This is a genomic window from Aliivibrio logei (assembly GCF_001691055.1).
Taxonomy (GTDB): Bacteria; Pseudomonadota; Gammaproteobacteria; order Enterobacterales; family Vibrionaceae; genus Aliivibrio; species Aliivibrio salmonicida.
This window is the reverse complement of sequence record NZ_MAJU01000009.1, coordinates 188,862-201,820: the sequence shown is the minus strand read 5'-3', so window position 1 is coordinate 201,820 and position 12,959 is coordinate 188,862. Positions and strand designations below refer to the sequence as shown.

Annotated in this window: 12 protein-coding genes; 8 read left to right on the top strand and 4 right to left on the bottom strand. The window is 40.3% G+C overall.

What is annotated here, in order from left to right:
• The first annotated feature begins 22 nt into the window (after positions 1-22).
• Both A6E04_RS10030 and A6E04_RS10025 read left to right on the top strand, forming a co-directional pair.
• Entirely contained in the window at positions 23-991 is a 969-nt protein-coding gene (locus tag A6E04_RS10030; RefSeq protein WP_065611173.1) for an XdhC family protein, read from the top strand.
• Between the two features lie 4 nt (positions 992-995).
• Positions 996-1,592, top strand: coding sequence for a nucleotidyltransferase family protein (locus A6E04_RS10025; protein ID WP_065611171.1), 597 nt, complete (start codon positions 996-998; stop codon positions 1,590-1,592).
• Positions 1,593-1,669: 77 nt separating this feature from the next.
• Here the strand turns inward: A6E04_RS10025 and A6E04_RS10020 are convergent, their stop codons facing one another.
• The 3 genes from A6E04_RS10020 to A6E04_RS10010 all read right to left on the bottom strand — a co-directional run bounded on the left by A6E04_RS10020 (position 1,670) and on the right by A6E04_RS10010 (position 4,977).
• On the bottom strand, positions 1,670-3,517 hold the full coding sequence (locus A6E04_RS10020) for a M3 family metallopeptidase (RefSeq protein ID WP_065611169.1): 1,848 nt from the start codon (positions 3,515-3,517) through the stop codon (positions 1,670-1,672).
• A 119-nt stretch (positions 3,518-3,636) separates the two neighbouring features.
• Entirely contained in the window at positions 3,637-4,248 is a 612-nt protein-coding gene (locus tag A6E04_RS10015; RefSeq protein ID WP_065611167.1) for a glutathione S-transferase family protein, read from the bottom strand.
• 39 nt (positions 4,249-4,287) lie between these two features.
• Positions 4,288-4,977, bottom strand: a complete 690-nt coding sequence (locus A6E04_RS10010) for a type 1 glutamine amidotransferase domain-containing protein (RefSeq protein ID WP_045103526.1) — start codon at positions 4,975-4,977, stop codon at positions 4,288-4,290.
• Between the two features lie 143 nt (positions 4,978-5,120).
• Between A6E04_RS10010 and A6E04_RS10005 the strand changes: the two genes are divergently transcribed.
• From A6E04_RS10005 to A6E04_RS09980, 6 genes are all read left to right on the top strand, one after another.
• Complete coding sequence (locus tag A6E04_RS10005; RefSeq protein WP_065611165.1) at positions 5,121-6,041, top strand: LysR family transcriptional regulator; 921 nt, start codon at positions 5,121-5,123, stop codon at positions 6,039-6,041.
• Between the two features lie 247 nt (positions 6,042-6,288).
• Positions 6,289-7,659, top strand: coding sequence for an NCS2 family permease (locus A6E04_RS10000; protein ID WP_017022583.1), 1,371 nt, complete (start codon positions 6,289-6,291; stop codon positions 7,657-7,659).
• Between the two features lie 203 nt (positions 7,660-7,862).
• Positions 7,863-9,359, top strand: a complete 1,497-nt coding sequence (locus tag A6E04_RS09995) for an arylsulfatase (protein ID WP_065611163.1) — start codon at positions 7,863-7,865, stop codon at positions 9,357-9,359.
• Between the two features lie 120 nt (positions 9,360-9,479).
• On the top strand, positions 9,480-9,863 hold the full coding sequence (locus tag A6E04_RS09990; RefSeq protein WP_017022585.1) for a DUF4345 domain-containing protein: 384 nt from the start codon (positions 9,480-9,482) through the stop codon (positions 9,861-9,863).
• Between the two features lie 36 nt (positions 9,864-9,899).
• On the top strand, positions 9,900-10,574 hold the full coding sequence (locus A6E04_RS09985; RefSeq protein WP_017022586.1) for a Rossmann-fold NAD(P)-binding domain-containing protein: 675 nt from the start codon (positions 9,900-9,902) through the stop codon (positions 10,572-10,574).
• Positions 10,575-10,717: 143 nt separating this feature from the next.
• Positions 10,718-11,656 carry a LysR family transcriptional regulator gene (locus A6E04_RS09980; RefSeq protein WP_017022587.1) on the top strand — a complete coding sequence of 313 codons (939 nt, stop codon included), beginning with the start codon at positions 10,718-10,720 and terminating at the stop codon, positions 11,654-11,656.
• Between the two features lie 59 nt (positions 11,657-11,715).
• Here the strand turns inward: A6E04_RS09980 and A6E04_RS09975 are convergent, their stop codons facing one another.
• Positions 11,716-12,813, bottom strand: a complete 1,098-nt coding sequence (locus tag A6E04_RS09975) for an alkene reductase (protein WP_065611161.1) — start codon at positions 12,811-12,813, stop codon at positions 11,716-11,718.
• Positions 12,814-12,959: the final 146 nt, after the last annotated feature.

Sequence of the window (12,959 nt, the reverse complement as noted above, 5' to 3'; positions counted from 1 at the left end):
ATAGCCAATTTGGTTGGGTGATATGCAGTTTAGTGATATTGATGTTATTCAGAAAACAGTGAAATGGTTGGCGCAAGATAAAACCGTGTGGTTATGTACGATTTCAGCGACTTATGGGTCTTCTCCTCGGCCGATAGGATCTTTATTTTCCACTGATGGTCATGTTCGTTCGGGGTCTATTTCTGGCGGTTGCTTAGAAGACGAGTTTGTAAAAATGTTAGCCAAAGGGCATTTTACAGAGAACGTAAGTTTGTTTACTTATGGTAATGATTTATCCAGTGGGAAAGTATTAGAACTGCCTTGTGGTGGGACAATAGAATTAATTGTTGAATGCCTTAGACCTACAACCGAGACGATACATCATCTGACAGAATGGTTAGGTGCGGCAAAGAATAAAGTGGCTTATCAGCGAGTCATCAGTCGGCGTTCTGAACATTATGAGGTGAATGTTGATACGAATTTTAATGAACAAAGTATTGATATTAATGAGCATGAGATCATGTGTAATTACAGTCAAGTATGGCAATTATTGATTCTAGGTATCGGTGAAGTCAGTTATTTAGTGGCAAAATTAGGTTTACTGGCGGGTTATAAAGTTCAAATATGTGATATGCGTGAAGAGCTTGCAGCATCGTGGCATTTTACCTCTGATGTCGGCGGCGTGGATGTTTGTTGGCGATCTCCCGATATGTTTGTTGAAGAAAAGACGACGAGTACAACTGCAATATTGGCTTTAGCTCATGATCCTCGGATTGATGATGTTGGATTGATGACGGCATTTGAATCGGATGCATTTTATCTTGGGGCAATGGGCTCTCACAATAACAGTGTTAAGAGGAAAGAGCGTTTACAGCGTATCTGTGAATTATCAGAACAAGACATCGCCAAATTACATGCCCCAATAGGGCTGGATATTGGCAGTAAAACCCCCATGGAAATCGCCTTATCCATTCTTGCTCATGTCACTCAGCAGCGTTATTTACAAAGGTAAGCATATGGCTCATTTTCCCCGTCATATTGGTTTGTTATTGGCTGCTGGGTGGTCGACACGATTTAATGGTGATAAGCGGTTAGCAGGTGCTACGCCGTTATTGATGCAGACTTACGCCGTGATGAAAGAACACTTTGATCTTGTAGTTGTGGTACATCGACATCACGATGAGATGATTAAAAGCTTATTTATCGATCAAGAGGCTGAACTGGTCGCCGCGCCAAATGACGATATATCGTTAGGCACCAGTATTTCGGTCGGATCTCAGTACGTTAATCATAAATACTGTGATTCTTGTTTGAGTATTTCGGTTTGTTTGGCGGATATGCCGAATATTAAAGACGACAGTTATCGCTCCATACTTTCGATGGCTCAGCAAAATAAGGTTGTGAGACCTAATGTTAACGGATGCTTTGGTCACCCAGTGTGTTTTGGTTCGAGTTACCTTAACGCTCTCTGTTTATTAACTGGAGAAAAAGGCGCAAGCTCAGTGATTAAGAAAAACAGAGCGAATTTAATGACTGTAGAAGTTGATGATATCGGTATTCTTTTTGATATTGATACCCCTGAAGACTTACAGGAATGGCAACGTACAGAGTGATCAATGAATACGCATAAAAAATCCGTTTACCAGCGAGGCTAGATAAACGGATTGATTATATCGTGATTAATATAAGGCTAGCAGCCGTACGTTTTCATAATATACGCTTCAAATTCATCACACATTTTTGCATTTGATTCAGCGTTACTTGCCAAAGTGTTAGCCCCATCAATCACCGTGATATTGGCATGTAATGGCGAAATGTTAGTTTGAGTACGTGTGTTCATGTCTGCAATCTTTTGTTGTTCTGCTTTCCAAGCATCTTCTACCGATAGATTACATTCATCCGCTAAGTATTTAGCATTAAACCCTTCACCAGTAAGAGCAACAATAGAATCATTATGATTTACGCTGTTGCCTGCATTCCAATAGTGCTTAGCCAGCAAAGGCCCGATCTTTGGGTTATCCGCCAAGAAACCAAACTTATCAGTAAAGTATGCACGTGTTTGATAGACCGCCATGTGCGCTAATAAGTAACCATGATAAGCACACGAAGCTTCATCAGATACCAAGTGAGGAATAGCCATTAATGGGCGAGGGCTGCATTCTAATCCAAGTATTTTTTTCTCAGAAGCACGAGCTAACTTGGTGATGTTTTCTGGCGTTAAGTCTGAATCGCTTAGCTGGTATAACGCACGTTCAAAATACGGTACCACTAAAATACTGCGTTCTTGGTACGCTTTAAATGGTTGTTTACTGTCGATCATCGCTTTAATGATATCGTCAGGCACTGGTTTTCCATCGGTATCTAACGCGTATTGTTTTAACCAATCAGCATCAGCTAATAAGCTGTCACAAAACATAGATTGCGTTTCTGCATAGGCCATTGACGTTGGTGCAAATTCCTGCGAGAAACACGGAGCGTTCATTTTTACGTTAGAGAAATGTGCGGCGTGTCCCCCTTCATGGAACAAGGTATTCATGCCATCGTAGCCGCTGCCAATTTGGTCTGGTTTTGCGTTGCTAGTGAAGTTTACTTTAGCGGCGATCCATTGGTCTTGATCGTAAAATGATGGAATAGGACCATGACAAAAACCATTCGGGTATTTGCCTTTACGGTCGAGTAAATCAAGGGTTAATTCTGCGCCTGAGAATTCAATATTTAGGCGACCAAACGATTCAACCCAACGACGTAATGATTTTGAAAATGGTACGTAAGGGTCTAACTCACGCATCACATCACCAGCAAACGAGAACACAAAGTTGTGTGCGAGCAGTGATTCATTTCCTTTGTCTGTGGCAAGTTGGTCTAAGCTGTTTTGATGACAATCGCGTGTGCGTTTTTCAAAGTCATCTAAAATAGTAAACAGTTCATCTGCACTCATTTTTTCTTTTTTTGTTACCGAGTAATCAAAGAAAGTATCAAACCCTTGAGATCGTGCGAATTTATTACGCAGTTTGATTAATTCAATAAATCCATTTTGCAATAACCATTGCTCTAAACCAAGAAACGCGTGGTGAGCAGATTGGCGTGTGGCGGCATTAGCACTGGTGCGAACAATAGAGGCTAACACAGGAAGAGAGCCTTCAACCGTTTCACCTTCTTCGTTTACATACGTCATGGTGTGGTTCTGTTTTTTCTCAAACAAACCCGCTTCAAATTTGATCAGCTCTGTTTTTAACTGTTGAGCTTGTTCTGATTCAATTGCATGAGATTCAAACGTGGCTAACCAGCCTTGTAAACCAATAAGGGTTTGTGTTTTTTCTTGTTCATCAGTAATGCTTTCTGCGTGAGCAAGTTGCGCTCTAATGGCTGAGATTTGTTCAGCATTACTTAAAAATTTTGTCCATGTGGTTTCTGCTTCGGTAGAGCCTTGATGATCATCACTTAACCCCATGTAGGTGTCCCAAAAGAAATTTTCTTTGGTGCGATGAATAGAGAGATAGCGTTGATTAAGCTCATTGAGATAGGTCGTGGCAGTCATTTTCGTCCCTTTAAATACAGCATATACAAAAGATAATTATGACATAGATGATGTGGAAATGAGGAGATTAAAATGAAAAAAGCTCAACCTAATAATCGATTGAGCTTAATAAATGAAGCTTAATATTGTGCTTCTAATTGGTCGGCTTTATTTAGTGCGGGATGCGTCTCTAATTGTTCAGAATAAGCGCTGATATTAGGAAACAAACCAAGCTGTCCGCGCTGCTTTAGAATATCAACAATGAACGACATCATGATATCTGCACCAGATAAAGTATCACCTACAAGGTAGCGTTTATCGGCGAGTGAAGATTCAAAATAGTTAAGCACTTTACTCGTTTCTGCACTGGCATAAGCTGGTAAGAAGTTCATTTCAGCGCCGTCTTTCTCAACAAAGAGGGTCAGTAGTAATGGAAGCATGGCTGAGCTTTCAGCAAAGTGCATCCATTGTGAATATTCTACATAGTCATTACTGCCTGCTTTTGGTGCCAGCTGAGTATTGTACTTATTAATTAAGTATTCAGTAATGGCCCCCGATTCCGCAATAATTAATCCATTATCTTCAATGACAGGGGATTTACCAAGTGGATGAATGTCTTTCAACTCTTGTGGGGTAAGGTGAGTGACTTTATCTCTTTGGTAGCCTTTAATCTGATAATCTACGCCCAACTCTTCTAATAACCAAATAATGCGTTTTGAACGAGATTGATTCAGGTGATGCAGTGTAATCATATTGATACCCTATCTTTTAATCATGGTAATTATTGGATTCTATAGAGCAAGTAACAACTTTTCAGCCGTGCTTTCAGAACTTGCTGGGTTTTGCCCTGTAATGATAAGGCCATCTTGAATAACAAAGGGTGCCCAATCACTGACTTTTTGATAATCACCGCCTTGTTTCTTCAATTCATCTTCTAATAAGAACGGCACAATGTCTGTTAAGGCAACGGCGGCTTCTTCTGTGTTACTGAACCCTGTTACTGCTTTATCTTTTACTATTGATTGACCTGCTGTGTCTTTTGCATTCAATAATACCGCACCGGCGTGACAGACAGCAGCAACGGGTTTATTGCTATTTAATAGCGTTTCAATAAGAGCGATTGAGTTTTTATCATCAACCAGATCCCATAATGGCCCGTGACCACCAGGGTAGAATACAGCATCGTAATCGTCAGCCTTGATATCGCTTAACGTGTGAGTGCTTGCTAACGTCTGTTGTGCTGATTCATCGTTATCAAAACGACGAGTGGCGTCCGTTTGAAAGTTTTCTAATTCACTGTTTGGATCGATAGGCGGTTGTCCACCTAGCGGAGAGGCCAGTGTAATGTCAATTCCGGCATCAAGAAATACGTAATAAGGTGCCGCAAACTCTTCAATCCAAAATCCTGTTTTCTCGCCAGTATTACCAAGGTCAGAATGTGAAGTCAGAACCATCAAAATGCGTTTTTTATGTGTTGTCATTATTCTATTCCTTTAATTATTGGTTGACCCTTGAAGAGATGAATCAAGGCATGGATAAAATATAGAGTGTAAACCTCAGTTAGACAATGCAGATTAATTTGATTACATTGATTCAAAAATTCGACTAATAAGGTGAGATAACAATGAAATTGTCGTTTGAACAACTAAAAAGTATGGTGGTATTCACGCATGTGGTGGATCAGGGCAGCTTTAGTGCGGCAGCAAAACAGTTGGAATTATCACGTACGGTGGTCAGTTATCATATTAAGAAATTAGAAACGAACTTAGGCGTGACGTTAATCAATCGTTCGACGCGAAGTTTGTCACTCACTGATGCGGGAATTGAATTTTACAGCAGTTGTCGGTTGATCTCAGATCAAGCGCAATTTGCGAATCAGAAAATGGAAAACTATAAAAATGAACCTGAAGGGGTATTAAAAATCACGTGTCCTGTGAACATGGGATTGCAGGTCATTGTCCCTGCATTGAACGTGTTTAAAGCGCAGTTTCCCAAGATTGAGTTGGATCTAATTTTGTCTGATGAGGTAATTAATATCATTCAAGAGGGCATTGATTTGGCCATTCGAGGAGCTGCATTGCCTGATTCAGGTTTAAAAGCGCGTAAGCTCTCTTCTTTACCTACTTGCTTATGTGCGTCCCCAAGTTATTTAACTCGCTGTGGTAAACCGCTTACTCCTGCTGAACTAGAGCAGCACAACTGGGTTATGTATAAATTGGGTTCACCAACGCTAGAGGTGACAAAAGGGACAAGATCCTATCGCATTAAAATGAGTGGTGACATCACCACCAATAATGCCGCAGCACGAACCGCTTTTGTTGAGGGCGGACACGGTTTAGGACGAATACCTGTGTATGATGCGATGCCTAAAATAAAAGAAGGCACATTACAAACGGTGTTAGACGAGTATGAACTGGCCGATATTGAGGTGTATGGCGTGTACCCACCCGGGGCAACGGATTCTAAAAAAGTGCGTTTATTGTTGGATTTTTTAATTCAATATTTTGATAGTACCCATCCGAGAAGTTCAATGTTATTGGGGTAATATTGAACACTGAGTTTTAATTAATAAGAATAGTTATAAATATACTAGATTTATTTTTGATTGAATTTCAGGCGTTTTTAGTGTGAAAAGTACATAAATCACTTCGGTTTCATTTACTTAACTATGAATAGTAACTGATTGTAATAGTGTGACGGTAACGATTGCTTATTTATATTTCTCTCAGTTTGTGCAAGAATGCGCCCAGAAAATGACAGCATCTTAACGCTTATTAGTAAGGAATGTTCCCATGTCTCAGGACAATGCACAGAATACAGCACCACAATCAAACGTAGATAAAAAGCTTGATGGTTTCTTTAAGATATCAGAACGCGGTAGTACGGTAAAAACAGAGATGATCGCAGGATTAACGACGTTCTTAGCGATGGTGTATTCGGTTATTGTTGTACCAAGTATGTTAGGTGCCGCAGGATTTGACTCGGGCGCTGTGTTTGTGGCGACGTGTTTGGTTGCTGCATTTGGCTCATTATTGATGGGCTTGTGGGTTAACTTACCAATGGCGATTGGTTGTGCTATCTCTTTAACCGCCTTCACTGCATTTAGCTTGGTATTAGGACAAGGCGTCAGCATTCCTGTTGCACTTGGTGCTATCTTTATTATGGGGGTGTTGTTTACGCTTATTACGGTAACTGGCGTTCGTCAATGGATATTAAGTAATCTGCCTGTTGGGATTGCCCATGGTACTGGTATTGGTATTGGTTTATTCCTTTTATTAATTGCTGCGGATGGCACAGGGCTTATTGTTAAAAATGCACATGCAGGTTTACCTATTATGCTAGGCGATATTACGTCGTTCTCTGTCATGATGTCGGTACTTGGTCTTGCTGCTATTTTTGGTTTAGAGAAAAAACGCGTTCCCGGTGGTATTTTATTAGTGATTGTCGGTATTTCTATTATCGGTTTAATCTTCGATCCAAACGTGATTTATAATGGTTTCTTTGCATTACCAAGTTTGGAAACGGCCGATGGTGGTTCATTGATTGGTTCGATGGACATCATGGGGGCGTTAACGCCTGCGATTCTTCCTGTTGTTATTGCTCTAGTTATGACGGCGGTATTTGATGCAACAGGGACTATCCGAGCACTGGCAGGTCAAGCGAACTTATTGGATGAAAACGGACAAATCATTAATGGTGGCAAAGCACTAACGGCGGATTCTGCAAGTTCAATTGTTGCAGCGGTTGTTGGTGGAGCACCTGCTGCTGTTTATATTGAATCGGCTGCGGGTACGGCTGCGGGTGGTAAAACAGGTTTAACGGCTGCGGTTGTGGGCGTGTTGTTCTTAGCAATGATTTTCTTATCACCAGTCAGTTACTTGGTTCCTGTTTATGCAACGGCTCCGGCATTAATGTACGTAGGTTTATTAATGCTGAGTAATGTGTCTAAATTGGATTTTGACGATTCTGTTGATGCATTATCTGGCCTTGTTTGTGCCGTGTTTATTATTCTGTCTGCAAACATCGTAACTGGCATCATGATTGGCTTTACTACTCTGGTTGTTGGACGCATTTTTGCTGGTGAGTTTAAGAAACTAAACGTAGGTATTGTGTCAATCACGATCGCTTTGATTGTGTTTTATGTCGGTGGTTGGGCTATTTAACGCTTAATATAACAAACGATGATGATTGAAAAACGGATGCTTAATCGCATCCGTTTTTTTATGCGTGTAATAAAAACAGTAGTATTAAATTGGTTTATTTTTTAAGCGTGTCCTATCTTTTAGGTCAAAGACTTGTACCAGAGCAAAGCACTTTCAAGAGTGATTAATGGTAACAATGAAGTAATTAAAGATAAGGAATCATTATGAATAGGATGTTCAAGAAATTGTCGGTGACCGCTGCACTTTCATTTTCATTAGTAGCGAATGCCGCGCAAGAAAAGCCCAATATATTTGTTATTTTTACCGATGATATCGGTATCTCAAACCTCAGTGCTTATCACAATGGCGTAATGAGCAGTGACACACCAAACATTGACAGTATTGCTGAGAAAGGAATGCTACTCACCGACTATTACGCTCAACCGTCTTGTACCGCTGGTCGCTCTGCCTTTTTGACAGGACAATTACCCGTAAGAACAGGGATGCACTCCGTTGGTTTACCCGGCGGTCCTGTAGGCTTAAATCAAGACACGCCAACACTTCCTGAAGTATTAAAAACCCTTGGTTATACAACAGGTCAATTTGGTAAAAACCATCTTGGGGATAGAGATGAATTTCTACCAACCATGCATGGTTTTGATGAGTATTGGGGATGGTTATATCACCTCAACGCGATGGAATACACCGAAGATCCAGATTGGCCAAAAGACGAAGCGTTTCAGAAGTTTGCCCCACGAAACGTAATTCACTCGACTTCAGATGGTAAAGGCAATCAAACCATTAAAGACGATGGGCGATTATCAATCGAGCGAATGAGAACGTTAGATGATGAAGTAAATAAACATACCATTAACTTCATCGAAAAAGCCGTAAAAAATGATCAACCTTTCTTTACTTGGTATTGCCCATCGAGAGGCCATGTATGGACTCATCTTTCGCCTAAATACGAAAAAATGTTAGGTCAAAACGGATGGGGGTTACAAGAAGTCGTTGTGAAAGACTTAGATGATCATGTTGGAGAGGTGCTGGCTAAGATTGAAGAATTAGGTATTTTAGATAACACCATTATTATTTTTACTGCCGATAATGGCCCTGAAATTATGACATGGCCAGACGGTGGCATGACGCCTTTCCACGGTGAGAAAGGCACAACTTGGGAGGGCGGTGTTCGTGCGCCATTCTTAATTCAATGGCCAAATAAAATTCCGAAAAATACAGTAAACAATGGCATGTTTGATGGCATGGATTTATTGCCAACCTTAATCGAAGCGGCGGGTGGACCCGCTGATCTAAAAGAAAAAATGCTTAAGGGATATAAAGGGTTTAAAGGCCATTTGGATGGGTATAACCAAATGGACATGCTAACCAATGAGGGCGAATCGAATCGTAAAGAACTGTTTTATTATGAAAGAGATAAGCTACAAGCGGTACGAGTTGGTGATTGGAAAGCGCACTTTGTTGTGCAAAATCATGGCTGGAGTGGACCAAAAGAAGAATTAAATGCCCCATTATTATTTAATTTACGTCGTGATCCTTACGAGCGAGCTGCTGAAGAATCGGGGATGTATCTTAAATGGATGGGACAAAAAATGTGGGCATTTGGCCCTGCTCAAGCCGCTGTCGGTCAGCATTTAGAAACGTTTAAACAATGGCCGCCGGTTACTTCAGATACCGTAATTTCAGGTGGTGTGGGTAACTAATTCATCAGCGTAAATAAATGACAATAAAGGTGTAGGTATGTTTTTTTTCATTGTGATTAAGAATGTAAATGCACTTTTTTTATGCATAGAGTAATGCATACAATATATGGGATATAAAATATGAATCGATTATTTTTACTTTCAGCGTCTTCTGGCTTATTCGTCATCGCGCTTGCTTATGGATTAATGCCAGCACAATCACTTCCTTTTTTATTTGATATTGACCCAACATCAATTAATGTCACGCATATCTTCCGTGCTGTTATGGGATTGTATTTAGGATTTGCTATGCTTTGGTTAGTGGGAGCATTTAATCAAAAGTACCAATTACCAGCCTTGTATAGCTTGGTTGTTTTTATGGTGGGCTTGGCGTTTGGACGTTTATTAAGTATTGCTCTTGATGGGATGCCAAATGGATTGTTGCTTTTCTATCTGTTTTTAGAGTTTGGATTTGGTATTCTAGGGGTTATTCTGATTAAAAACACAGAGAAAAATGCTGTGTGATTCTATTCTCAACGATGTGTTGAGTAAGGAAATGCTATGCAGGAACTATCATCGATAATAATTGCGGGTTCAACGGGATTAATAGGTCATGATTTATTGAGCTTTACCTTAAAAAGCGAGGCGGTTAACCATGTGTATAGCCTTACTCGTCGGCCGCTTGAAGATGCATGCTCTAAATTGACTCAATTAGTTAGTCCCGATTTAACGTTTAATAAAGAGCAAGTCAAAGACAATGCTCCTAGTATTGGTTTTATCACGTTAGGCACAACGATGAAGAAAGCAGGCAGCAAAGCGGCATTGAAAGCGATTGATGTCTCTTTGGTGGTGGACGTTGCACAATCTATGCATGATGTTGGTGTTGAGCGTATTTATGTCGTTTCTTGCATTGGATCGTCAAGCTCGGCGCTTTCGCATTATTTGAAATGCAAAGGTGAAATGGAAGATCAAGTAACGGCGATTGGCTTTAAAAATGTCACGTTTATGCAACCGGGTCCCTTAGCGGGAACGAGATCAAAAACGCGCCCTGATGAAGTGTTATTACAAGGGATAATGAAGATAGTTAAGCCATTGATGAAAGGTTTTTTATTAAATTATAAACCGATTAAAGGCGAGATTGTTGCGAAGTGTATGCTCGATTTAGCATTAAAAAATGATGATGTCGGTGGCTGCCATCGATATACATCAAAAGACATGGTCAACTTGGTTAAGTGACTGAGTTACTTTTACTACGGAAGGCATATATCACGTTAACTTTACAATCGGAGTTCAGATACAAGGCATTATGATGGCGAGGCGTGTTTACATGCACTGGATATTTTATCACAGTGATAATGAATAAATTGGTGGAATAACCTGTGTTGCAGTTCGATTATAATTTACTGAATACGTTAGAAGTGTTGTTAGAAGAACAGAGCGTAACCGCCGCTGCATTACGATTGCATTTGAGCCAATCTGCCGTGAGTAAACAATTGGCGAAACTACGAGAAGTGTTTGATGACCCACTGTTTGAGCGAACCTCTTATGGATTAAGAGCAACGCCAAGAGCAAAGCAACTCGCTCCAGAATTACGTCAAGTTCTTCAACATTTAGAGTTATTTACTCGGCCTAATCATTTTGAACCAAGTGAGAGTAAGCGTACTTTTGATATTCATATGGTAGAGCCCGCTTATTCTCTTACTTACCCTTATTTTATGCCTTCGGTATTGAAGCAAGCGCCGCAAGTGAACGTACATGCGAAAACATGGCGTCGTGATAGTCTAGAGCAGTTATTACGTTGTGAAATTGACATGGCAATCAGTTGTTGGGAATGGGATCGTCGCTCTAAATGGCACATGGAAAACATTCCAAAAGAATTGAACTGTGTTGAATTAGTCAGAGATCATGCCGTATGTTTGGTACGTGAAGACCATCCTTTATTTCAAGAAGAATGGAATCTTGATACTTTTTTAAAGTACCGTCATTTACAGGTCGTTTTTGGTGGGATAGAACAATGGTTATTGGATGATATTCTTAATATACAACACCTTAAACGTGATATTGCCGTCAATTTAACGGATTTTCACTCAGCAATGGAGTTGTGTGAACGCAGTGATTTGATCTTATGTGCGCCAGCAAAATACGTCGACCACATGCTAAAAAACTCACCTTTAAAAATACTACCTGGGCCTATTGAAATGGAACCCGGATGCTATGTATTAATGTGGCATAAGCATTTTGACTTTGACCATTCTCATCGTTGGTTTAGAGAATTAATTATTGATAAAGTGAAAGCTGAGTATTCAAGCGAAGCGTAAAGAACGAGAATAAAAAAGCCAATGAATAATATCATTGGCTTTTTTATATGCGATGAAATTTATTTGCCGTAGATTGGGTAATCCGTTAATCCTTTTTCGGTACCGCCAAATAATGTATCTGGATTATGCATTGCTAATGGGTAATTGTGCTTAATACGTTCAGGTAGATCTGGATTCGAAACAAATGGACGACCAAAACCAATCATATCGGCAAAGCCTTCTTCAATTGCAGTATGTGCCGTTTCTGTTTTGTAACGACCCGCGTAAATTAGAATGCCTTTATAAGCATCACGAAGCGCTTGTTTAAATGAAATTGGCGTTTCAGGAGCATCATCCCAATCCACTTCTGCAATGTGTAAATAGACAATCTCGTGCGTATTTAATAAGGCAGCTGCAGCGGTGTAGGTTGCGATTGGATTTGCATCAACCGTACCATTTAATGTTGTTAGTGGCGCTAAACGAACCCCTACGCGATCAGCACCAATGGCTTCAACTAATACGGTCACAACTTCATCTAAAAAGCGTAAACGTTTTCCTAGGCTTCCGCCATATTCATCCGTTCTATTGTTCGCTTCTGAATCAATAAATTGATTAATTAAATACCCATTTGCCGCGTGTAACTCAATGCCATCAAAACCCGCTTCAATTGCATTCAACGCCGCTTGGCGATATTGTTCAATGACATTATTAATGTCTTCTTTTGTCATTTCTCGTGGCTCTACAACATCCACAAAGCCGGGTGCATCCGTACCATTATCGATGAAGACTTTCACATTTTCTGCTTTGATAGCGGAAGATGAAATTGGTTGTTCTCCGCCAATATTATCAGGGTGAGTTACGCGGCCTACATGCCAAAGCTGCGCAAATATTACGCCGCCTTTTGCGTGTACAGCATCGGTCGTTTTTTTCCAACCGGCGATTTGTTCTTGTGTGTAAATACCAGGAGTCCATGCGTAGCCTTTACCCATTTCAGAGATTTGAGTACCTTCTGAAATGATAAGACCCGCAGAGGCACGTTGTGCATAATAAGTTGCCATTATATCGTTAGCACTATCATCAGGTTGGCTTGCGCGTGAACGAGTCATTGGAGGCATAACAATACGGTTTGATAATGTGTGTTGGCCTAATTGAACCAATGAAAATAATGCGTTACTCATAATGAAACTCCTGCAAACGAACGGGGTATGAATTATTACTATGAGAAGAGAATAAGGGAGAACGATAAAAACTGATAATTATGATTTGTTCTGGTTATCATAATATATAGTTATCAATAAAAAGAGGCGACATCAAATATCACCTC

Bases quoted from the DNA above. Each gene is read 5' to 3' on its own strand.
- A6E04_RS10030 (WP_065611173.1), top strand. From the start codon at position 23: ATGCAGTTTAGTGATATTGATGTTATTCAGAAAACAGTGAAATGGTTG.
- A6E04_RS10025 (WP_065611171.1), top strand. From the start codon at position 996: ATGGCTCATTTTCCCCGTCATATTGGTTTGTTATTGGCTGCTGGGTGG.
- A6E04_RS10020 (WP_065611169.1), bottom strand. From the start codon at position 3,517: ATGACTGCCACGACCTATCTCAATGAGCTTAATCAACGCTATCTCTCT.
- A6E04_RS10015 (WP_065611167.1), bottom strand. From the start codon at position 4,248: ATGATTACACTGCATCACCTGAATCAATCTCGTTCAAAACGCATTATT.
- A6E04_RS10010 (WP_045103526.1), bottom strand. From the start codon at position 4,977: ATGACAACACATAAAAAACGCATTTTGATGGTTCTGACTTCACATTCT.
- A6E04_RS10005 (WP_065611165.1), top strand. From the start codon at position 5,121: ATGAAATTGTCGTTTGAACAACTAAAAAGTATGGTGGTATTCACGCAT.
- A6E04_RS10000 (WP_017022583.1), top strand. From the start codon at position 6,289: ATGTCTCAGGACAATGCACAGAATACAGCACCACAATCAAACGTAGAT.
- A6E04_RS09995 (WP_065611163.1), top strand. From the start codon at position 7,863: ATGAATAGGATGTTCAAGAAATTGTCGGTGACCGCTGCACTTTCATTT.
- A6E04_RS09990 (WP_017022585.1), top strand. From the start codon at position 9,480: ATGAATCGATTATTTTTACTTTCAGCGTCTTCTGGCTTATTCGTCATC.
- A6E04_RS09985 (WP_017022586.1), top strand. From the start codon at position 9,900: ATGCAGGAACTATCATCGATAATAATTGCGGGTTCAACGGGATTAATA.
- A6E04_RS09975 (WP_065611161.1), bottom strand. From the start codon at position 12,813: ATGAGTAACGCATTATTTTCATTGGTTCAATTAGGCCAACACACATTA.